At 72.6% G+C, this 19,788-nt stretch carries 21 protein-coding genes; 11 read left to right on the plus strand and 10 right to left on the minus strand.

Features of this window, described 5'->3' with window-relative positions; all coding sequences use genetic code 11:
* Positions 1 to 16: 16 nt before the first annotated feature.
* The 6 genes from B6R96_RS27575 (at position 17) to B6R96_RS27605 (ending at position 5,676) form a co-directional block, all read left to right on the plus strand.
* Complete coding sequence (locus tag B6R96_RS27575; RefSeq protein WP_081523939.1) at positions 17 to 205, plus strand: hypothetical protein; 189 nt, start codon at positions 17 to 19, stop codon at positions 203 to 205.
* A gap of 110 nt (positions 206 to 315) precedes the next feature.
* Positions 316 to 972 carry a hypothetical protein gene (locus B6R96_RS27580; protein WP_081523940.1) on the plus strand — a complete coding sequence of 219 codons (657 nt, stop codon included), beginning with the start codon at positions 316 to 318 and terminating at the stop codon, positions 970 to 972.
* An 87-nt stretch (positions 973 to 1,059) separates the two neighbouring features.
* On the plus strand, positions 1,060 to 1,980 hold the full coding sequence (locus B6R96_RS27585; RefSeq protein ID WP_081523941.1) for a bifunctional DNA primase/polymerase: 921 nt from the start codon (positions 1,060 to 1,062) through the stop codon (positions 1,978 to 1,980).
* 346 nt (positions 1,981 to 2,326) lie between these two features.
* On the plus strand, positions 2,327 to 3,871 hold the full coding sequence (locus tag B6R96_RS27595; RefSeq protein ID WP_081523943.1) for a YfjI family protein: 1,545 nt from the start codon (positions 2,327 to 2,329) through the stop codon (positions 3,869 to 3,871).
* Positions 3,872 to 4,214: 343 nt separating this feature from the next.
* Positions 4,215 to 4,412, plus strand: a complete 198-nt coding sequence (locus tag B6R96_RS27600; RefSeq protein WP_053177136.1) for an excisionase family DNA-binding protein — start codon at positions 4,215 to 4,217, stop codon at positions 4,410 to 4,412.
* Positions 4,413 to 4,482: 70 nt separating this feature from the next.
* Entirely contained in the window at positions 4,483 to 5,676 is a 1,194-nt protein-coding gene (locus tag B6R96_RS27605) for a site-specific integrase (RefSeq protein WP_081523944.1), read from the plus strand.
* A gap of 168 nt (positions 5,677 to 5,844) precedes the next feature.
* Here B6R96_RS27605 and B6R96_RS27610 read toward each other — a convergent pair whose 3' ends face one another.
* The 4 genes from B6R96_RS27610 to B6R96_RS27625 form a co-directional block, all read right to left on the minus strand.
* Positions 5,845 to 6,516 (minus strand): histone deacetylase, encoded by a 672-nt coding sequence (locus B6R96_RS27610; RefSeq protein WP_081523945.1) that lies wholly within the window; start codon positions 6,514 to 6,516, stop codon positions 5,845 to 5,847.
* A 9-nt stretch (positions 6,517 to 6,525) separates the two neighbouring features.
* On the minus strand, positions 6,526 to 7,599 hold the full coding sequence (gene tsaD / locus B6R96_RS27615) for a tRNA (adenosine(37)-N6)-threonylcarbamoyltransferase complex transferase subunit TsaD (RefSeq protein ID WP_107475592.1): 1,074 nt from the start codon (positions 7,597 to 7,599) through the stop codon (positions 6,526 to 6,528).
* A 233-nt stretch (positions 7,600 to 7,832) separates the two neighbouring features.
* Positions 7,833 to 8,315: a DUF402 domain-containing protein gene (locus B6R96_RS27620; protein WP_081523947.1), complete on the minus strand. Its 483-nt coding sequence runs from the start codon at positions 8,313 to 8,315 to the stop codon at positions 7,833 to 7,835.
* A complete protein-coding gene (locus B6R96_RS27625) occupies positions 8,312 to 9,286 on the minus strand; it encodes a GNAT family N-acetyltransferase (protein ID WP_081523948.1) in 975 nt (324 codons plus the stop codon). The genes B6R96_RS27620 and B6R96_RS27625 overlap by 4 nt, the downstream gene beginning before the upstream one ends.
* A 71-nt stretch (positions 9,287 to 9,357) precedes the next feature.
* Between B6R96_RS27625 and B6R96_RS27630 the strand changes: the two genes are divergently transcribed.
* On the plus strand, positions 9,358 to 9,747 hold the full coding sequence (locus B6R96_RS27630) for a GntR family transcriptional regulator (protein WP_030388757.1): 390 nt from the start codon (positions 9,358 to 9,360) through the stop codon (positions 9,745 to 9,747).
* Positions 9,748 to 9,896: 149 nt separating this feature from the next.
* On the opposite strand, the gene B6R96_RS27635 is transcribed toward B6R96_RS27630, so the two are convergent.
* Positions 9,897 to 10,994, minus strand: coding sequence for a DUF5925 domain-containing protein (locus B6R96_RS27635; RefSeq protein WP_030388756.1), 1,098 nt, complete (start codon positions 10,992 to 10,994; stop codon positions 9,897 to 9,899).
* 206 nt (positions 10,995 to 11,200) lie between these two features.
* Here B6R96_RS27635 and B6R96_RS27640 point away from each other — a divergent pair, with 206 nt between their 5' ends.
* Complete coding sequence (locus tag B6R96_RS27640) at positions 11,201 to 12,004, plus strand: SGNH/GDSL hydrolase family protein (RefSeq protein ID WP_053177135.1); 804 nt, start codon at positions 11,201 to 11,203, stop codon at positions 12,002 to 12,004.
* On the opposite strand, the gene B6R96_RS27645 is transcribed toward B6R96_RS27640, so the two are convergent.
* On the minus strand, positions 11,974 to 13,704 hold the full coding sequence (locus B6R96_RS27645) for a serine/threonine-protein kinase (RefSeq protein WP_081523949.1): 1,731 nt from the start codon (positions 13,702 to 13,704) through the stop codon (positions 11,974 to 11,976). The two genes, B6R96_RS27640 and B6R96_RS27645, sit on opposite strands and share 31 nt — an antisense overlap.
* A gap of 279 nt (positions 13,705 to 13,983) precedes the next feature.
* Between B6R96_RS27645 and B6R96_RS27650 the strand changes: the two genes are divergently transcribed.
* Positions 13,984 to 14,253 (plus strand): hypothetical protein, encoded by a 270-nt coding sequence (locus B6R96_RS27650; RefSeq protein ID WP_172671376.1) that lies wholly within the window; start codon positions 13,984 to 13,986, stop codon positions 14,251 to 14,253.
* A 49-nt stretch (positions 14,254 to 14,302) separates the two neighbouring features.
* On the opposite strand, the gene B6R96_RS27655 is transcribed toward B6R96_RS27650, so the two are convergent.
* From B6R96_RS27655 to B6R96_RS27665, 3 genes are all read right to left on the minus strand, one after another.
* Entirely contained in the window at positions 14,303 to 15,499 is a 1,197-nt protein-coding gene (locus B6R96_RS27655) for a CaiB/BaiF CoA transferase family protein (protein WP_081523950.1), read from the minus strand.
* 88 nt (positions 15,500 to 15,587) lie between these two features.
* Positions 15,588 to 16,376: an ABC transporter permease gene (locus tag B6R96_RS27660; RefSeq protein WP_081523951.1), complete on the minus strand. Its 789-nt coding sequence runs from the start codon at positions 16,374 to 16,376 to the stop codon at positions 15,588 to 15,590.
* Complete coding sequence (locus tag B6R96_RS27665) at positions 16,373 to 17,395, minus strand: ATP-binding cassette domain-containing protein (protein WP_237291535.1); 1,023 nt, start codon at positions 17,393 to 17,395, stop codon at positions 16,373 to 16,375. Before B6R96_RS27665 ends, B6R96_RS27660 begins: the two co-directional genes overlap by 4 nt.
* Before the next feature lie 73 nt (positions 17,396 to 17,468).
* On the opposite strand from B6R96_RS27665, the gene B6R96_RS27670 reads away from it, so the two are divergent.
* Positions 17,469 to 18,194 (plus strand): TetR/AcrR family transcriptional regulator, encoded by a 726-nt coding sequence (locus tag B6R96_RS27670; RefSeq protein ID WP_030388750.1) that lies wholly within the window; start codon positions 17,469 to 17,471, stop codon positions 18,192 to 18,194.
* A gap of 112 nt (positions 18,195 to 18,306) precedes the next feature.
* Here the strand turns inward: B6R96_RS27670 and B6R96_RS27675 are convergent, their stop codons facing one another.
* The gene (locus B6R96_RS27675) at positions 18,307 to 19,431 is read right to left on the minus strand and encodes a type ISP restriction/modification enzyme (RefSeq protein WP_159396447.1); all 1,125 of its coding nucleotides are present in this window, start codon (positions 19,429 to 19,431) and stop codon (positions 18,307 to 18,309) included.
* 145 nt (positions 19,432 to 19,576) lie between these two features.
* Between B6R96_RS27675 and B6R96_RS37760 the strand changes: the two genes are divergently transcribed.
* Positions 19,577 to 19,741, plus strand: coding sequence for a hypothetical protein (locus tag B6R96_RS37760; protein ID WP_167745570.1), 165 nt, complete (start codon positions 19,577 to 19,579; stop codon positions 19,739 to 19,741).
* Positions 19,742 to 19,788 lie beyond the last annotated feature (47 nt).

The following is a 19,788-nucleotide window of genomic DNA, read 5'->3' on the forward strand; positions in this document are numbered from 1 at the left end:
CGGCTGGAGCCACCCCGTGTCGTTCTCGTTCACCGACCCCAAACCCAACAACGAACCGACCTTCTCCTTCACCGCACCGCAGGACGTGGAACAGCGACTCCAGCGGATCACCGACCTGGCGCACGAGATCCTCCAGCGGATCACCGACCTGGCGCACGAGATCCTCCAGCTCGTCGCGGAGGTCCGCAGGCAGATCAGCAACTGAACGCCCCAGCAGACACAACGAGGGCGGCCCCGTCTCACCAAACTCCGGGCCGCCCTCACCCATGTCCGAGCCGCCACCGGAACCGTCAATAACCCTTGAGGAGTGCCTCCATGACGCGCACCACGATGCCGTGGTTCGAGACCTTGACCGACAGCGTGTCCGCGCTCGGCGCTGCCGCCCGCGAAGCCCGCATCGCCCACCGGGCCGCGCAGGCCGCCGCCGAGCAGTACAGCCTCGACCGGCTCCGACCCGTCGATGGGGCCATCACTGTCCGCGGCTGGCAGTCCGGTGTACCGGACAGGCCGCACGACCGGGCACTGTTCGAGATCGGCGCATCCCACCGCGCGCACGAGCGCCGCATGACCGAGCTCTACGACAACGCGGCCGCCGCATACGCCTACGGGGCCGCCTGGGCCATCCACCGCGTGCTCGATGGCCAGCAGCCCCCGTTCGTCGAACTGGGACGCAAGCCCGGCGGCCGCATCGCCATCCCCGAGGAGCTGTTCCCCGTCCCGCCCGCCTTCAAGGGGCTGGACCGCTGGAGCGGACACCAGCGCTTCGAGCACGCCCGCAGCGAGCTGGAACGCCTCGGTGACCTCTGGGCCTGCGTCGATCTCGACGAGGACGACTTCCCCGACGGCTTCAACGTCGCCGACACCCTCGAAGACCTCGAAGCGTTCCCCGATGCCGCGTTCCTGTACGGGCAGATCGCCGAATCCGCGCTCACCTTCACGCTCCTCGAACCCCGACACGGGCACCGGAGCTAGCTACGCCGAAGGCGGCCCCCTCTCACGCCAATGAACCGGGGCCGCCCTCGTCCACCAGCACCTTCACGAGAACTGGAGACACCCAGCATGACCCAACCCGCCCCCATCCGGCGAGACGGCCGGCTACAACTCATCGCCGACGCACTCGCCTTAGCCGCCCGCGGCTGGCCCGTCTTCCCCCTCCGGTGCGGCAGCAAGGCCCCTGCCCTGCACCGTCAAGACCGCTGTCCCCGTACCGGTGCCTGCGGTGACGGTCACGTGAAGTGGGAGCAGCGCGCCACTACCGACCCGGCCGTCATCGTCCGGTGCTGGAATCACAAGCCGTACAACATCGGCCTGGCCACCGGCCCGGCCGGGCTGATCGTGATCGACCTCGACATGCCCAAGCCCGACAGCAGTCAGGACGCGCCTGGCGGCGCGGGCAACCTGTGGGCGCTCTGCGAGCGCGCCGGGCAGCCCGTCCCGGCCACCCTCACCGTGCGGACTCCCTCCGGCGGGACGCACCTGTACTTCACCGCCCCCGACGGCATCCGGCTCGGGAACACCGCAGGCAAGCTGGCTCCGCTCGTCGACACCCGCGCGCATGGCGGATACGTCGTGGCCCCCGGCAGCACCACGCCGGCCGGTCTCTACGAAGTCACCGACTCCTTGCCCGTGGCGGAGCTACCGGACTGGCTGCTGTCGCTTCTCCAGCCCCCTGCCCCGGCGCCCGTCCGTCGGCTGGTTGGCCCGGCGGTCAGCGGGACCAGCGCGGCCCGGGCTGCGCTGGACGCCGAGTGCGACGTGGTCCGTGCCGCCCCGGAGGGGCAGGCGAACAACACGCTCAACCGATCCGCCTTCAAGGTGGGCCGGTTCGTGGCCTGGGGAGACATTGCCCGCGAGGAGGTGGAGGGGGCCTTCCAAGTGGCCGGAGAGGAGCGGGGACTCACCGTCGCCGAGTGCCGGTCCACGATCCGCTCCGCCCTCGACAGCTCCGCCCGCACGGTCCGCGCCCGGGACACGGCATGAGTACCCACCCCCATCCCCCCTTGGAAGGCCCCACCCCAGCCCCTGCCGGGACCGGCCCCGCCGAACCGGCCCCCGCCCCGGGCGGCAGTGGTGCGCTGAGGGTCGTCGCCGAAGGCGTCCCTTCATCTGTTCGCCCTGACCCGCTCGCCGACGACGGACGGCGGCCAGTGGCTTGGCTCCACATCGTGGCCCCGCCCTCGTACGGCGCCAGCCCGAGTGTCCGTTCCTGGTGCTGCTGCGGCCGCGATCTGTTCGCCGCCGGATATGTCCGCGCCCTCGCGCTCATCGACGACCACGAAGAACACCGAGCAGCTTGCTCCCGCCTCACCGAGCGAAGGGAAGCCGCATGACCACGTACGACCCCGAGCTGTGGGACGGGTTCGACACAATGACCCCCGAGGACATCACCGGTTCCGGTCCCGGGTGGGACGAGCCGGTACCCCTCAACCCGCGCGGGCCGCTGCCTGCCTTCCCTGTGGACGCCCTGCCCGACTGGCTCGCGGCCATGACGGCCGGTGTCGCGGAGGAGACGCAGACACCCGTCGACCTCGCCGGGTGTCTGGCTCTCGCCGTCATCGGCACCGCCGCCGGCGGACGTCTCACCGTGAACGTGCGCGGGCAGTGGAGCGAACCGGTCAACCTCTACACCGCCGTCGCCCTCCCGCCCGGCAACCGCAAGAGCGCCGTGTTCGGCCTCATGACCAAACCCCTCCTCGCCGCCGAGAAAGCCCTCATCGAACTCACCGCACCCCAGCGGACCGAGGCCGCAGCGTCGGCTCGCATCGCGAAGGCCGCCGCGGAAAGGGCCGAGAAACTGGCCGCCAACGCCGAGGCCGACAAACAGGCCGGCCTGACCGCTCAGGCCGTCTCGCTGTCAGAGGCCGCGGAGAGGGCTGTTGTCCCGGTCGAGCCGCAGCTCGTCGCCGACGACATCACCGCCGAAAGCCTGACCACCCTCCTCGCCCAGCAGGACGGGCGGATCTCGATCCTTTCCCCCGAGGGGGAGATCTTCGAGATCATCGCCGGACGCTACTCCGGCGTCCCGAACATGGGGATCTTCCTCAAGGGCCACGCCGGCGACATGGCCCGCGTCAACCGCCAGGCCCGAGACCCCCAGTACATCGAGAACCCCGCCATCACCATGGGCCTGGCCATCCAGCCCGACGTCCTGGACTCCATCGGGCAGATCAAGGGCGCCGACGGCCGCGGCCTGCTCGCCCGGTTCCTCTACTCCAAGCCCGAATCCCTCGTCGGCTACCGCAACCTCACACCCGAACTCCTCAGCCCCGACACCGCCGACACCTACGCCCGCAAGCTCGGCGGCCTGGCCTTGACCCTCGCGGCCTGGACCGAAACCGCCGAGCTCACCCTCACCCCCGAGGCGGATGCGGTCCTCCTCGCCTATCAACGCGTCACGGAATCCCGCCTCCGCAAGGACGGCCCCCTCGCCCCGATCGTGAACTGGGCCAGCAAGCGCGACGGCGCCGTCGCCCGCATCGCCGGCCTCCTCCACCTCGCCGCTCACCCCGAGGACGGCTGGCACCTGCCGATCGCCGCCGCCACCATGGCCGCCGCCACCCGGCTCGGGGACTACTTCACCGCCCACGCCCTCGACGTCTTCAACGCCATGAAAGCCGACCCAGCCCAGCAAGCCGCACACACCGTCCTGACCCACCTGACCGAGACCCGAACCGCCACCTTCACCAAACGAGATCTGTTCCGCGCGATGCCACGGAGCGAGTTCCCCGCCATGGGCGACCTCGACCCCGCTCTGGACCTTTTGGAGGAACACGGGTGGGTCCGCCAGCAGCCCCCGCGGCCCCGCACCACACGCGGCGGCCGACCGCCCTCCCCCCGCTACGAGACCCACCCCCGCATCACCCCCGCCTGAAAACCCCCGAAACCTCTGACAGAACTGACAGAACCTCCCGACCAGCCGCCTGACCTGCACAAACGGGCACCTTCGGAGCTCTGACAAAACCTCCGAAAACTCTGACAGAACTCCAAAAACCTCGCCGCGGGGCGAGTCGTCCGGTCTGACAGAACCTAGGTTTTCGAGGTTCTGTCAGAGTTTTTTGAGGTTTTGTCACGCGGGTCAAACCGGCCAAAACAGCAGGTCAGGGGCTACATGGCGAGGTTCTGTCAGTTCTGTCAGCGATTCCGGCCCTCCGGCAGGGCTGGCGTCGCGTGACTGACCACTCACGGACCGGAAGGAACGTCATCACGTGGCACTGATGGTCGTACCCGAGAAGCGGCTGCACAGCGTGGAAGAAGCCGCAGAACTCCTCAACGTCGGCCGCTCCACAGCGTTCGAAGAGATCCGACTCGGCCGCCTGCGGACGGTCCGAGTCGGCAGGCGACGGCTCGTACCTACCGAGTACGTCGACGAGTACGTCGAACTCCTCAAGATCGAAGCCCACAAAGCCGCATAGCCAGAACCACTTCTACAGCGGGGTCGCCCCTCACCGGTGCGGCCCCGCTCTCATGCGTGAAAGGTGCCAGATGGAGAACGAGCGGGCACCCGCCCGTAAGGCAGCGAACGGCGAGGACTCGATCTACTGGGATGCGTCCAAGAGCCGCTACATCGGAGCGATCTCCCTCGGTTACACGGCGGCCGGGAAGCGCAATCGGGCCAAGGTATCCGGGACCACGAAGACCGAGGTCCGGCGGAAGCTGCGCGAACTCAGGAAGGAACTGGACAAAGGAGCGAAGGCGCCGGCTCAGTACACGGTGAAGCAGGCCGTGGACGACTGGCTGGCTCAGGGGCTGAAGGGGAAGGCGATCGCGAGCGTCGGTACGTATCGCAGTCTTGCGACCACGCACATCTACACGGAGCTGGGCGCCGCGAAGTTGTGCCAGCTCGAAGCCGACGACGTTGATGGGTGGCTGGACAGCAGGGCGGCCCTACTGGCCACCACGTCGCTGCGCCTGCTGCTCTCGATTCTGAGCAGGTCGATCGCTCATGCCCAGCGAAGGGGGAAGGCAGTGCGGAACGTGGCCGAGCTGGTCGAAGCCCCCGAAGGGAAACCGGGAAGACCCAGCAAGTCGTTGTCCCTCGAACAGGGAGAGGCCATCCTGCGGGCTGGGGTGGGCACCTGGATCCATGCCTACGTTGTGCTGTCGTTGCTCGTTGGGACGCGGCCGGAAGAGACGCGCCCGCTTCCCTGGAAGCATGTGCACACGGCACCCGCGGATGGGCGCAAGCCTCACGTCGACGTGTGGCGTTCCGTGCGCAGTCACGGAGACACGAAGACTCCGAAGAGCCGACGTTCCTTGGCCATGCCCAGGCAGGCGGCTGAGGTGATGGAGGCTCACCGCAGGCGACAGCAGGCCGAGTCGAAGGCCGCCGACCGGGTGTGGTCCGACGAGGATCTCGTCTTCCCCAGGGAGGGCGGCGAGGTGCGGACCGCCCTGGACGTGAGGCGGAACTTCCGGCGCCTGCTGGCTGAGGCGGGCATCGAACGGCCGCATGAGTGGACGACGAGAGAGCTCCGCACGACCTTCGTTTCGTTGCTCTCCGACCACGGCATCCCCATCGAGGTCATCGCGCGCGTCGTCGGACACAGCGGCAGCAACACGACCGAGCGCGTCTACCGGAAACAGCTGCGGCCCGTCATCGCCGAGGGCGCTGAGGCGATGGACGAGATCTTCTCGGGGGAGGAGAAGGAGGTGCCCTTCCGCCCGGAATCCGCGTGATCGCTTTGCGGTGGCTCCCGGTTTGGCTCCCCGGGACCAAGCCGGGAGCGCCTCCGCGCCCGTGACCTGCTGCGACAGCTCTGGCGAGCCGGGCAGGCTCGTTACGGTCCCCTTAAGGCAGGGACAAGCACCGCCTCAGGAACCGGACTCCCGGCGGGGCCCCGCGGGTCAGCCGGGGGTGTCGGTGGTGAGGAGGGTCTTCACCTGTGCGGGGGTCCAGTGGCCGGTGGCGCCGGGGCGGGTTGCGAGGTACTCGGCGATGTCCTGCTCCTGCCACGGGCCCGACTCCAGGAGGCCGCCGGCCAGGTAGCGCAGGTACGCGGCGGACGGGGTGCGCACCTCGACGTCCTGGAGGCTCCATGGCGCGGTGAACGTCAGCAGGGGGATGCCTTCGATCGTGCCCGGGCAGATCAGGGTCTCGTACCGTCCCGGGCCCAGCTCGTCACGGCCGTCCCGCAGCACCGCCGTCAGGTCCAGGTCCCGCCCGGGCCGTTCGTACATCTCCTGCGCGGCGATGTCGGACATCTGGCCGGCCGTCACCAGGTGCGCCCGGGCGCGCGTCGGGCCGGGCGCCGTCGGGTCGTAGAACGCGCGGCCCCCCGTCCACACCGGTGACTCCGTGGCGAAGTACAGGCAGCCGCTCAGCTCGACCGCGATCGAGCGCTCGGGTGCCCGGTGGTCCCGGCATCCCGGGTAGGTGCGGGTCGCTCCCGGCGGGGTGCCGCCGGCGAGGTACGCGGCGAGGCGGTCCATGTGCATGTTGGAGCCGTAGGAGGCGTACCAGACCCGCTCGGGCACGGGGACCGTCCCGGCGAGCGGTGCGGCAGTGTGGACGGGCATGCACAGAGTCTAGGAAGCGAGCCGGGCGGCGGCGCGGGCGACCGGGTGCAGGGCCGCGTATTCCAGTGGGGCGGACGGGTCGATCGAGACGTCGAGCGGGGCCGGTTCGGCGCCGGCCCGCATTAGCAGGTCGCCGACCGCCGCGATCATCGCCCCGTTGTCGGTGCACAGCTTCAGCGGCGGTACCCGCAGGGTGATCCCGGCGGACCGGCAGCGGGCCTCGGCGAGCGCCCGTACGCGGGAGTTGGCGGCCACCCCGCCCACCACGACCAGGGTGCCGACCCCGTGTTCGCGGCAGGCGGCGACGGCCTTGCGGGTCAGGACGTCGGCCACGGCCTCCTGGAGCGAGGCCGCGCCGTCCGCGAGGGGCAGGTCCTCGCCGCGGATGCGGTGCTGCTCCGCCCAGCGGGCGGCGGCGGTCTTCAGCCCGGAGAAGGAGAAGTCGTAGGGCGCGTCGCGCGGCCCGGTCAGCGGCCGCGGGAACCGTACGGCGCGCGGGTCGCCCTCGCGTGCGGTGCGGTCGATCGCCGGTCCGCCCGGATACGGCAGCCCGAAGACCCGGGCCACTTTGTCGAAGCACTCCCCGGCGGCGTCGTCGATCGTGTCCCCGAGGTGCACGATCGGGTCGCGCGCCAGGTCCCGTACGAGCAGCAGCGAGGTGTGCCCGCCGGAGACGATCAGCACCACGCACGGGTCGGGCAGCGGCCCGTGCTCCAGGGTGTCGGCGGCGACGTGCCCGGCCAGGTGGTGCACCCCGTACAGCGGCACGCCGAGCGAGAACGCCAGGGTCTTCGCCCCCGCCAGCCCCACCTGGAGCGCGCCGGAGAGTCCGGGGCCGGTGGTGACGGCCACCGCGCCGATGTCCGCCATCCGCAGCCCGGCCCGGTCCAGGGCCTCCCGTACGACGGGGGTGAAGGAGTGCACGTGCGCCCGCGCGGCGATCTCCGGGACCACGCCGCCGAAGCGGGCGTGCGCGTCCATGCTCGAGGCCACGGCGTGGCCGAGGAGCCGGCCGTCCCGCACCAGCCCCGCGCCCGTCTCGTCGCACGACGACTCGATCCCGAGCACCACCGGAGAGCCCACGACGACCCCTTTCGCACCTGTTGAGCCATTCAAGTAACTGCAATCTATGTGCAATAAGGTACGCCGTCGGGCGCGGGTGCCGTGGCGCGGGAGCGGGTGGCCGGCGATCCGGAATCTCCGGCTGTCATATGCCTATCGGCCCACCACGGCCCGTGCGTATGGTGTGGCCCCGGACCAATCCCGGGCCCGGCGCCCTCCCGGCTCCCCACGGGAGGGCCGCCGCGCGCCCCGCACTATGTGAGGAGAGCGGCCAGGCCGGCGGCCGATCGGGCCTGGTCGTCCAGCGCGTCGAGGGCCCGCACCGCCTGGGCGGCCGCCTCCGGATCGCTCGTGGTGAGCCCGCTCTCCGCGAACTCGTCCTCGTCCAGCCGCAGCACGGAGGTCCCGTCCGCCGACACCCACAGGTCGAGGTCCAGGTCCTCGACGAGGATCTCCCCGCTCTGCACCAGGGCCGGGCGCGTGACATCGCAGTACCAGCCCTTGAGGACGCCGTCGCCGGTCCACACCTCCTTGACCGCGTACCAGCGCGTCCGCCAGAAGTGCTCGACGAACACGTCGCCCGGCTCGAAGCGCACGAAACCGAAGTCCCGTACGCCCTCCGCAGCCCAGGGCGCGCGTACGGAGATCCGGTCGCCGTCGTCGGCGACCTGGGCCGCCGGGTAGCGGATCTTGGTCCGGCCGGCCTTGGTCAGGACGACGGTCAGTTGCGAGGTCACGGCTTCTCCAGTTCGTTCGGTTTCTTCGGCGTCGTCAGCTTCTTCGTGAAGCGCGTCTCGGTCGCGCAGATCTCGTAGCCGAACCACTCGTTGATGGCCAGCATCGGGTCGTTGCCCGCGTCGTTCCCGGTGAAGGCCTCCGTGTACCCGGCCGCCCGGGCCCGGTGCAGCGAGACCGTCTTCGCGAGCTTGGCCAGACCCCGGCCGCGGAAGGCGCGCAGGGTGCCGGTCATCGCCGAGCCGTAGCGCGTCGCACCGTCCGTCTGCGCCGCGGCGAAGGAGGCCACCACACCGTCGACCAGGGCGACGGTGGTCAGCTCCTTGTCGAGGGACGGGCTGTGCCAGGTCTGCGCGAGCCACTGCTCGTAGTCGTCGAACCCGGCCGCCACATCGCCCGGTTCGTCAGAGGTCGTCTCGGCGTCCGCCTCGAACAGCGGTCGCGGGTCGGCGGCGAAGGCGGAGCCGGGACGCAGCTCGACCCCGGCCGGAAGGTCCCCGTCCCGCGGCGGCTCGGGCAGCTCGGCCGTCGTCAGGTCCAGGCGCAGGAAGTGCGCCGAACGGCTGGCCCGGTAGCCGTGCCGCTCGGCGAAGGCGCGATGGGCGGGCTCGTCGAGGACCCAGGCGTACACGTCCACCGCGCCGAGCGCGGCGAGGTGCTCCTCGGCGGCGCGGAGCAGGAGGCGGCCGGCGCCGAGCCCGCGGTGGGCGGGGTGGACGTACGCGTTGACGTACGACTGGCCGGGCTCGGGACTGTCGTATGCGATGCCGACCTGGGCGGTGCCGATGACGAGGCCGTCCGGGCCCTCGGCGACGAGGATCCGGTGGTGCTTCGCGGGGTGGCCGGAGGACAGCTCGAAGGCCACGCCCTCGGCGGTGGTGATCGTGAAGGGCAGGGCCGCGCGGAGCACCCGCACGACGGACTCCGCGTCGGAAGGGTCGACGGGGCGGAGGTCGCGGATCGATACGGTCATGCGGCAGACGCTACGGGCGCCTTCGTGCCGGGCGCCTCCCAATTACCCGGTCATGGGGGACAATCAGCCGCGTGACCTCGACGAACCTGAAGATCACCATCGACGGCTCGGCCGGATCGGCCGCCCCGTACGAACAGCTGCGCGCGCAGATCGCCGACCGGGCCCGGACGGGCAAGCTGCCGGCGGGCTTCAAACTGCCGACGGTACGGGGCCTCGCGGAGGAGCTGGGGCTGGCGGCCAACACCGTCGCGAAGGCGTACCGGGCGCTGGAGGCGGACGCGGTGATCGAGACGCGGGGGCGGAACGGGACCTTCATCGCGGCCGCGGGGGATGGGGTGTCCCGCGAGGCGGCGTCTGCTGCGCAGGCGTATGCGGACCGGGTCCACCGCCTAGGCCTGACGCAGGCCGAGGCGCTCGCCGCAGCCACGGAAGCCCTCCGGGCCCGGTACGCGGCCAAGTAGCCCGCGCGGGGCCGTCGCCGGGGGCCCTGCCCCCGGACCCCCGCGCCTCAAACGCCGGCGGGGCTGGGTCGGCAGGGCCGTTGTCGGGAGTTCTGCGCCCGGACCCCCGCGCCTCAAACGCCGGCGGGGCCGGGTGCGGCACGGCGGGGTTACAGGTACAGGCCGGCTTCCGAGGTGTGCGGTTGCGGGGGCAGGACCGCCGCCGGGCCCGTGCCGCGCCGCAGGGCGAAGAGTTCCGCCAGGCTGGCGCCCTCGCGGGAGACGCCCTCGTCCGTGCCCAGCCAGTCCACCGCCTCCCGATGGGTCAGCCGGCCGACCTCGATCCGGGCCAGGCAGCGCCCCGGGCGGACCACCGCCGGGTGGAGGCGTTCCAGGTCCTCGTTGGTGGTGACCCCCACCAGGACGTTGCGGCCCTGACCCAGCAGGCCGTCCGTCAGGTTCAGCAGCCGGGACAGTGCCTGCCCCGCCGTGTGCCGGGCCTCGCCGCGGATCAGCTCGTCGCAGTCCTCCAGCAGCAGCAGCCGCCAGCGCCCCTTCGCCGTGCCCTCGTCCTCGCCGATCGCGATGTCCATCAGGTAGCCCACGTCGTTGAACAGCCGCTCCGGGTCCAGGACGCAGTCCACCTGGCACCAGTCCCGCCAGGACCGGGCCAGCGTGCGCAGCGCGGAGGTCTTGCCCGTGCCCGGCGGCCCGTGCAGCAGGAGCAGCCGGCCCGCGATGTCGTCCGGGGTCACCTTCATCAGCCGGTCCATCGCCCCGGCCACCGGCGCCGTGTAGTTGGGCCGCACCTCCGGCCAGGTCCCGGCCGCGATCTGGCGGGTCGTCCGGTACGGGCCGCGGCGCGGGGAGACGTACCAGAAGCCCATCGTGACGTTCTCGGGCTGCGGTTCGGGCTCGTCCTGCACGCCCTCCGTGGCCTTGCCGAGCACTCCGGCGGCGAGTTCGTCGCTGACCGCCGTCACGGTGACGTCCGCGCCCCGGCTCCAGCGCGAGACGAGCATGGTCCAGCCCTCGCCCTCGGCGAGGGTGGCGCTGCGGTCGCTGTCGCGCGCCGAGCGCAACACCGTGGCCTCCGGCGGCAGGAGGGTGGCCTCGGCCTTGACCCGCTCGATCGACACGCTGTGCGAGTACGGCTGCTCACCGGACGCGAACCGGCCGAGGAACAGCGCGTCGACGACATCCGACGGTGAGTCGCTGTCGTCGACGTTGAGCCGGATCGGCAGCGCGTCCTGCGGGTTGGCTGACATGGCGCCCATGATCCGGCACGCGATGCCGTCGTGCACCCGTGTTTCGCCGGATCGGGTGCCCGAGTTCCCTCTTCAAACGCATTCGGGGTGAAGATTCCAGCCACAACTCTGCCCCGAACATTCTTGGCATGGACACTTCCAGCGGACCCCGGCTGCTTGTACCACGGACTCAGGAGTAACCCCCACAAGGAGCCGCACACATGAGCATGAGACTGTCGCGCTTCGCAGCCCTGTCCTCCTCCCTGTTACTCGCCGCGGGCGCCGCCCTGTTCGGAGCCGGCCAGGCCGCCGCCGCCCAGGCCGACTTCGGCTACGTCGCCCTCGGCGACTCGTACTCCTCCGGCGTCGGCGCCGGCAACTACGACAGCGGGAGCGGCAACTGCAAGCGCACCACCCGCGCCTACCCGGCCCTGTGGGCCGCCGCCCATTCCCCCCAGACCTTCTCCTTCACCGCCTGCTCGGGCGCTCGTACGGGTGATGTCCTCGCCAACCAGCTCGCCCCGCTCAACTCGGGCACCGACCTGGTCAGCATCACCATCGGCGGCAACGACGCCGGATTCTCCGACGTCATGACGACCTGTGTGCTCCAGTCCGAATCCACCTGCGTCAACCGCGTGAACCAGGCCAAGGCCTACGTGGACTCCACCCTCCCCGGCCAGCTCGACCAGGTCTACAACGCCATCGACAGCCGCTCGCCCGGCGCGCACGTCGTCGTCCTCGGCTATCCCCGCTTCTACAAGCTGAACGGCACCTGCACCACCGGCCTCACCGAGGGCGAGCGGGCCGCCATCAACGGCGCCGCAGACCACCTGAACGCCGCCATCGCCAAACGCGCCGCCAACCACGGCTTCACCTTCGCCTCGGTCGCCGGTGCCTTCACGGGTCACGAGATCTGCTCCGGCAACGCGTGGCTGCACAGCGTCAACTGGCTGAACATCGGCGAGTCGTACCACCCGACCGCCGCCGGACAGTCCGGCGGCTACCTGCCGGCCTTCACGAACGCCGCCTGATCCGCCCGATCCACCCGGCCCGCTCGATCCGTCCCGTCCGTTCCATCCGGCTCACCGGTCGCGGGACTCGCCGGAGCGCTCGCCGTCGGCGACGCCGGTGACGTACTCGGTCCGGGGGAGGGGGCCCCGCTCGTCGGGGTCTCCTTCCGGCAGGTCACGGAGGTGGCCACCCACTGGGTGGCCACCTCCGCCGGCCCCCGCACCTCCAGCCGGACGGCGTCCTCGAAGACCCCGTCCGGCTCGTGCGTCAGCTCCGCGTGCTCCAGCCGCCGGCTCCTCGGCCCGCTCTCCTCGTACGTGACGGACTGCCAGCCGGGCCCGGAGGTCCGACCGCTGCGCGTGGCCCACCGGTACTCCAGTACGACCGGGGTGCGCTCCACCTCGACGGTGGCCGTGAAGGCGGGCGCGTACTCGGCGGGCGGCGGGCAACTGCCCGTGTAGGAGGAGCGCACGCTGTCCACGTACACCGAGACGTGCTGTCCCGCGGCGCCCGAGGCGGACGCCGACACCGGGGCCGACGGAGCGGTCGAAGGCGCCGTCGTGACGGTCTGCGCGGATGTCGCCGCGCCGGTCGGGGCGCCGTTCCCGCCGCTCGTCCCGCCGCCGTTCCCGCGGTCCCGCAGCAGCAGCCACCCCACCGCGACCAGGGCCAGCAGCATCAGCACGATCCCGGCCGTCAGCACCAGCCCGGCGTGTCCCTCGCGCGCCACCGGCGGCGGTGTCCCGTACGGCGCCGGGCGCGCGGGCTGGGCCACCCGCGCCGGCTGCGCCCCGTACGGATCGTGCGGCTCGCCCGCCCCCTGCAGCCCGTGGCGTGCGACCGTCGTCGGCCCGTCCGGTCCCGACACCGGACCGCCGGAGGCCCGTACGGTCCCGCCCGCACCCACCACCCGCAGCATCCGGGCCGCCTCCGCCGCGGGCAGCCGCTCGGCCGGGTCCTTGCGCAGCAGTCCCTCCAGCACGGGCTCCAGCGCGCCCGCCCGGCGCGGCGGCGGCAACGGTGCGTCCACGACGGCCCGCAGGGTGTCCAGCGGCGTGGCCCCGTGGAACGGCGTGGCCCCCTCGACGGCGGCGTAGAGCATGACCCCGAGCGCCCACAGGTCGGACGCGGGTCCCGGGTCGCGGCCCAACGCCCGCTCCGGTGACAGAAATTCGGGGGACCCGACCACCTCGCCCGTCATGGTGATGGCCGACGAACCCTCCAGGCTCGCGATCCCGAAGTCGCCGAGCACCACCCGGCCGTCGTTGGCGATCAGCACGTTGGCCGGCTTCACGTCCCGGTGCAGCACCCCGCAGTCGTGCGCCGAGCGCAGCGCGGCGAGCACCTGTTCCCCGATGTGCGCGGCTCGCTGAGGGGGCATCGGGCCTTCGGCCTCCAGTACGTCCGCCAGGGAGAGCCCGCGCACCAGCTCCATGACGATCCAGGGTCGCCCGTCCTCGGAGGCCACGTCGTAGACGGTGACGACCCCGCGGTGCGAGACCCGGGCGGCGGCCCAGGCCTCCCGCTCCAGCCGCCGGTACAGCCGCTCCAGTTCGGCGGGTTCCAGCCCGGCCGGCGCCCGTACCTCCTTGACGGCGACCTCGCGGGCGAGCACTTCGTCCCGGGCCCGCCACACGATGCCCATCCCGCCGCGGCCGATCGGTTCGAGCAGCCGGTAGCGGCCCGAGATGACACGATCGGAGTTCGATTGCTCACTCACGCGCGCCCCCGAGTGTGTTCCCGTGCGCCCGCGTGTCATCGGGCGATCACTCCAAGTTAGCGCAGTGTGAGCCGTGTGGCCCCTGTCGTGACGGGACTCGCGCAGAGGCCTTCCGCAGCGTGACGTCTGTGCGGAGAGTAACCGGCGACTCCGTTGAGTAATCGTCAACTACCCGTCGCCACAGGGGTAATTCACACCACCGGGATACCCGGGGGCGACGCGGGGGCGATAGGGTTAACCTGCCCGGGCCGGGTGCCCTCGTACGGGTGGGGAGAGATCATGGAACAGATAGCAATGCGCAGCAGGCCGCCTCGCGTGCCTGCCATCACTTGCGGCAGCAGTGCGACCAGCTCGCGCCTCGACCGCCACCTCGCCGTGCTGGGCGGTCCTGCCGTCCCGCACCGGGAGGCCGCCGAGGCGACACTGCTGATGCGCGAGCTCACCTCCCGCGACCACACGCACCGTCTGCGGAGCCGGAGCGCGCGCGTCTCGCTCTTCGCGCCGCTGCGCCGTCTGCGTCGCACGCTCTTCGGCAGCCGCCGCTCGTAACCGTCCCCGTTCCGCAGCCGTCGGCCCTTCGGCCTCCGGCTTCCCGGCCCTACCCGATCACACCGTCCCGGCGCAGTTCCGAGATCTGCGCGTCCGCCATCCCCAGGGCGCGCAGCAGGGACTCGGTGTGCTCGCCCAGCGCGGGCACCGCACCCATGTGCGGTGCCGCGCCGCCCGGCAGTCCGATCGGCGGCAGCAGGGCCCGTAGCGGGCCGACCGGAGATGCCACCTCCCGCCAGCGGTCCCGGGCCGCGAGTTGCGGATGCCCGGCCAGCTGCGCCACCGAGTTCAGCCGCGCGCACGCGATGCCCGCCGCCTCCATTCGCCCGATCGCCTCGTCCGCGCCGAGTCGGCCCAGCGCCTCCGCCACCACCGCGTCGGTCCTCTCCCGGTTCCCGGTGCGCGCCGTGTTCGTCGCGTACGCCGGATCCTCGGCCAACTCGGGCTGTTCCAGCACCTGTTGTGTGAGCCGCCGCCACTCGCGGTCGTTCTGCACCGACAGCAGCACCCGGTCCCCGTCGGCCGTCGCGTAGGCGTCGTAGGGTGCGATCACCGCGTGCGCGAGGCCGGTGCGCACGGGCTGCTCCCCGCCGTGCATCGTGTGGTGCAGCGGGTGGCCCATCCACTCGGCGAGCGCGTCCAGCATGGACACCTCCACCCTGCCCCCGCGTCCGGTGACCCCGCGGCGCAGCAGGGCGGCCAGGACCCCCGAGAAGGCGTACATGGCCGCCGCGATGTCGGCCGCCGGGATCCCCGCCTTGACCGGCTGGTCCGGGGTGCCGGTCACCGACACCAGGCCCGCCTCGCACTGCACGAGCATGTCGTAGGCGCGCTTGTGGGCGTACGGGCCCTCGGCGCCGTAGCCGGAGACGTCCACGGCGACCAGCCGCGGGTAACGCGCGCACAGCGCCGCCGAGTCGAGCCCGAGCCGGGCGGCGGCCCCCTGCGCGAGGTTCTGTACGAAGACGTCGGCATCGGCGAGCAGCCCGTGCAGGACCTCCCGCCCGCGCGGGTCCTTCAGGTCGAGCGCGATCGACTCCTTGCCGCGGTTGGCCCAGACGAAATGCGAGGCGAGGCCGTGCGCGGCCGTGTCGTAGGCACGTGCGAAGTCGCCGCCGTCGGGGCGCTCGACCTTGATCACCCTGGCGCCGAGGTCGGCGAGCTGGCGGGTGGCGAAGGGGGCCGAGACGGCCTGTTCGACGGCGACGACGGTGACGCCGTCCAGAGGGAGCGGTTCGGTAGCCATGCCCCCTGCCTACCTGGTCGGACGGGCGGCTGTCACCACACGGGCGGCGATGCGCGCCATTGATCACGAATGGCCGCCGGGCGCGCGGCTATCGGGCGCCGCGCGCGAACCTGCGCGTGGCCAGCGGGACGAACACCGCGAGCAGCAGCCCCGACCACAGCAGGGCCCCGGCCACGGGATGTGCGGCGGGCCAGGCGGCGCCCGCCGCGGCCCCGCCCCCGGCGTTCCCGCACAGCGTGCGGACGGCGGTGGCGACGGCGCTGATCGGGTTCCACTCGGCGACCGCCCGCAGCCACCCGGGCAGCCCGCCGGTGGGCAGGTACGCGCTGGACAGCATCGGCAGGATGAAGGTCGCGCCGCCGAGTTGGCCGGCGGCCTCCTCGTTCCTGCTCAGCAGGCCGAGGTAGGTGCCGACCCACGCGGTGGCGAAGCGGAACAGCAGCAGTACGCCGAGGGCCCCGAGCGCGCCGGGCAGTCCGTTCTCGATGCGCCAGCCCATCGCCAGCCCCACCAGCATCAGCGGCACCATCGCCACGCCGGTGGTCAGCAGATCGGCGGCCGTCTGCCCGAGCGGTACGGCACTGCGGCTCATCGGGAGGGTCCGGAAGCGGTCCATCACTCCCCGGTGGGCGTCCTGCGCGGCCGTGAACAGGCCGGTCATCAGACCGTTCGCGGCGGTGGCGGCCAGCAGCCCCGGCACCAGGAACTCCCGGTACTCGGCGCCCGGCATGGCGACGGCGCTGCCGAAGACGTAGCCGAAGAACAGCAGCATGGTGATCGGCATGGTCTGGGTGAGGATCAGCAGCGCCGGGGCGTGCCGGGCCTTCTGGAGCTGGCGGGTGAGGACGGCTCCGCCGTCGGACAGCAAGGTGCTCATGCGGCGTGCTCCTGCCCGGCCTGCGCCCGGGGCCGGGCCTCGGCATGGGGGTCGGGGTCGGGGTCGGTGTCGGGGGTGGCCGGGCGGGCGCCGGTGAGGCGGAGGAACACCTCGTCGAGGGTGGGCGGGCGCAGGCTCGCGTCCGTGACCGGGACCCCCGCGGTGTCGAGTTCCCGGATGATCCGCGGCAGGGTGAGGGCGTCGTCGAGGACGGTGACGCCCACGGTCAGCCGCTCCTCGTCGAGCACCGGCCGGCCGCCGGTGAGCCGGTCGAGCACGGCGGCGGCGCGCGCGAGCGCCCCGCGCTCCGCGACGGCGACCTCGGCGTGGGCGCCGATCCGGGCCTTCAGACCGGCCGGAGTGCCGGTGGCGGCGGCGCGGCCGCCGTCGACGACCACGATGTCGTCGGCCAGCCGGTCGGCCTCCTCCAGGTACTGGGTGGTGAGCAGCACCGAGGTGCCCTCCGTGGAGAGCCGGCGCACCGCCGTCCAGATCTGCTCGCGGGCCGCCGGGTCCAGTCCGGTGGTGGGCTCGTCGAGGAACAGCACCCGGGGCCGGGTGATCAGCCCGGCGGCCAGGTCCAGGCGCCGCCGCATACCGCCGGACCAGGTTCCCGCCACCCGGTCGGCGGCCTCGCCGAGCCCGAAGCGCTCCAGCAGCTCGTCGGCGCGGGCCCGGCGGGCGGCGCCGCGCAGTCCGGCGAGCCGGGCGAAGAGCCGGAGGTTCTCACGGCCGGTCAGGTCCCCGTCGACGGAGGCGTGCTGGCCGGTGACGCCGATCGCGCGGCGGACGGCCGCGGGATCCCGGGTGACGTCGTGGCCGGCGACGAGGGCGCGGCCGCCGGTGGGCGCGGTGAGGGTGGTGAGGATGCGGACGGCGGTGGTCTTGCCGGCGCCGTTGGGGCCGAGGAGGCCGCAGACCGTGCCCTCGGGGACGGCCAGGTCGAGGCCGCGCAGGGCATGGACCCGGCCGTAGTTCTTCCGCAGACCTTCACTAAGTACAGCGTACGTAGTCGTCATGTGCGTCACCGTACCGCACTACGTACGCCGTACGTAACTAAGATGGTGGCGAGACGACGAGGTGATCTGAGCCATGACAGCCGGCGGGCGACCCGCTGAACCCGAAGTGATCTGGTCCCGCCCCCAGCGGGCCGGCCGCGGACCCAGGCCCGCGCACAGCCGCGAGTCGATCGCGTCCGAGGCGGTGCGGATCGCCGACGAGGAGGGGATCGAGGCCGTCTCCATGCGGCGCGTGGCGGCCGGTATCGGCGCCGGGACGATGTCCCTCTACAACTACGTGCCGCGCAAGGAGGACCTGTACGAGCTGATGGTCGACGCGGTCAGCGGGGAGTACGAGTTCCCCGCGCCGACCGGCGACTGGCGGGCCGACCTGCTCGTGCTGGCCCGCGGGACGCGGGCGCTGATGCACCGCCACCCGTGGCTGCCGCGCCTGCTGACCCCCGTCTACGGGTTCGGCCCCAACGCCCTGCGCTACCTCGAGTACACCCTGGACTGCCTGGCCCCGCTCGACGTGCCGGACGCCGAGAAGCTCGAGCTCGTCGCCGCCGTCAACGGCACCGTCGCGACCTACGTGGCGGGCGAGCTGGCGCTCGCCGAGCGGGCCCGGTCGCTGCCCTGGAGCGAGGCGGAGGAACAGCGCGTACGCACCGCCTGGCTCGGCTCCCGGCTGGCCAGCGGGGAGTACCCCAGGCTCGCGGCGGCCCTCACCGGCGGCGGTCCGGTCCCGGGCGCCGGACTCGACATGGCCGCGGTCTTCGACCGCACGATGACCCGTCTGCTGGGGGCCTGGGAGTCCTAGGCCGTGTCCCTTGGATCGTGCCGGGCTCGCGACGGCCTGATCCAAGAGACAGGCCCCGGGCCGTCTCTTTCGGATCTTGGGGATGCCTTGCCGGTCCCGACGGGTGTCGGGCTCAGAGGAGGGCGAACTGCCCGCCGGGGCCCTCCTCCTGGTGATCCAGCACCGAAGCCGGGCGCCGTGCCCAGGCCGGCGGCGGCAGCACCCCGGCCGCGCGCAGGGCCTCGGCCGGCAGGCCCGGGCCGGGCTCGAACGCGGCCCGCTCCGGAGCCAGTTCGGCCAGCAGCGCCAAGGTGGTGACCAGGGCCAGCAGTTCCGAGGTCCAGCTCTGCGGCCACTCGGCGGGCCCCAGCGCCGCCAGGCCCTCGGCGTCCGGCGCGCGGTGCGCGGTGCGGGCCGCGAACCAGGCCGGCAGCACCCGCACGCCCTGCGCCTCGTACTCCCAGGCCCCGGCCGGCACGGGGGACACGGTCCCGCTCCCCAGGCTCAGCGTCTCGCTCTCGGCGTCGTACGCCATCTCGTGCGGCCGGCCCGGCACCGCGGAGCGGACGTACGGGCGGCGGCCGCCGGGCAGCCGGGGCGCCTCGCCGCCGCGCGCCCCGCGCAACTGCACCGTGAGCAGCCGGTGCCCCAGCTCCAGCCCGGCCCGCCAGCGCCCGGGGTCGGCGGCGAGCGGGACCTCGTATCCGCGCGGGCCCGGCCGGCCCGCCGCGAGGATCCAGCACAGGACGTCCTCGGGGGTCACCCAGCCGCCGTGGCGCTCGCCCAGCAGGTGCAGCAGGCCGGGGGCGAGATTGGGCTCGGCGCCGCCGGGGCGCCGGTGCAGGGGGCGGATCCGGCCGAGGCGGCCGACCGGGAGGTGTGCGGTGACCAGCGGATCCGGAGTCTCGACGAGGAACAGCTGGTGCTCGTCCCGGACCCGCCAGAGCTCGGGGCGGGCCATGTCGATGAGCCGCTGGTCGGGCAGCAGCCACTGCTCGTCGAAGGGTTCGCGCAGGACCCGTACGGGCTCGGGGCAGGGGCCGGGGGAGTCCGCGAAGCGGGCCGTGGCCGCCGAGCGCTGCCCCGGCAGGGCCGCCGCCCCGGCGTCGGGCCGGCGACTGCGGCTCGGGCGGAACAGTCGCTCCCGCTCGGCCCCTTCGGAGCCCGTCAGGGCGGCCCAGCGGGCGCGCAGGGCCGCCGGATCGGGCGCGGCCACCCAGTCCCGGCCCAGGCGCAGACTGCCCACGGCCCAGGGCATCAGGTCCGCAAGCAGCGGTACGTCTTCGCTCACGCCGCCGATGGTAGCGACGGGATCGGGCGGCCGGGCTGCGTCCAGGCCGAAGAGCTACGCTCCTTATGTACGTATACGTACGGGTATCGACCGAGGAGCTGAGGAGACGGTCATGAGCCAGTACGACGAATACACGACCCCGTCGCAGGCGGAGGGCGAGCGTCTCGACGAGGACATGGACGAGGCCCACCGCAAGCAGCTGCAGCACCCCCACACGATGCGGACCACGCCCTCGCAGGCGGAGGGTGAGCGCACCAGGGAGGACGACGAGAAGTAGCCGCGCGGGTGCGCTGCGGGTCTTTGGACGGGTGGGCGACGCGCAGG

It is taken from the genome of Streptomyces sp. Sge12 (assembly GCF_002080455.1).
Lineage (GTDB): Bacteria > Actinomycetota > Actinomycetes > Streptomycetales > Streptomycetaceae > Streptomyces.

Bases quoted from the DNA above. Each gene is read 5' to 3' on its own strand.
- B6R96_RS27675 (WP_159396447.1), bottom strand. From the start codon at position 19,431: ATGCCCTGGGCCGTGGGCAGTCTGCGCCTGGGCCGGGACTGGGTGGCC.
- B6R96_RS27595 (WP_081523943.1), top strand. From the start codon at position 2,327: ATGACCACGTACGACCCCGAGCTGTGGGACGGGTTCGACACAATGACC.
- B6R96_RS27660 (WP_081523951.1), bottom strand. From the start codon at position 16,376: ATGAGCACCTTGCTGTCCGACGGCGGAGCCGTCCTCACCCGCCAGCTC.
- B6R96_RS27665 (WP_237291535.1), bottom strand. From the start codon at position 17,395: ATGACGACTACGTACGCTGTACTTAGTGAAGGTCTGCGGAAGAACTAC.
- B6R96_RS27585 (WP_081523941.1), top strand. From the start codon at position 1,060: ATGACCCAACCCGCCCCCATCCGGCGAGACGGCCGGCTACAACTCATC.
- B6R96_RS27625 (WP_081523948.1), bottom strand. From the start codon at position 9,286: ATGACCGTATCGATCCGCGACCTCCGCCCCGTCGACCCTTCCGACGCG.
- B6R96_RS27670 (WP_030388750.1), top strand. From the start codon at position 17,469: ATGACAGCCGGCGGGCGACCCGCTGAACCCGAAGTGATCTGGTCCCGC.
- B6R96_RS27580 (WP_081523940.1), top strand. From the start codon at position 316: ATGACGCGCACCACGATGCCGTGGTTCGAGACCTTGACCGACAGCGTG.
- B6R96_RS27635 (WP_030388756.1), bottom strand. From the start codon at position 10,994: ATGTCAGCCAACCCGCAGGACGCGCTGCCGATCCGGCTCAACGTCGAC.
- B6R96_RS37760 (WP_167745570.1), top strand. From the start codon at position 19,577: ATGAGCCAGTACGACGAATACACGACCCCGTCGCAGGCGGAGGGCGAG.
- B6R96_RS27610 (WP_081523945.1), bottom strand. From the start codon at position 6,516: ATGCCCGTCCACACTGCCGCACCGCTCGCCGGGACGGTCCCCGTGCCC.
- B6R96_RS27605 (WP_081523944.1), top strand. From the start codon at position 4,483: ATGGAGAACGAGCGGGCACCCGCCCGTAAGGCAGCGAACGGCGAGGAC.
- B6R96_RS27600 (WP_053177136.1), top strand. From the start codon at position 4,215: ATGGTCGTACCCGAGAAGCGGCTGCACAGCGTGGAAGAAGCCGCAGAA.
- B6R96_RS27655 (WP_081523950.1), bottom strand. From the start codon at position 15,499: ATGGCTACCGAACCGCTCCCTCTGGACGGCGTCACCGTCGTCGCCGTC.
- B6R96_RS27650 (WP_172671376.1), top strand. From the start codon at position 13,984: ATGGAACAGATAGCAATGCGCAGCAGGCCGCCTCGCGTGCCTGCCATC.
- B6R96_RS27640 (WP_053177135.1), top strand. From the start codon at position 11,201: ATGAGACTGTCGCGCTTCGCAGCCCTGTCCTCCTCCCTGTTACTCGCC.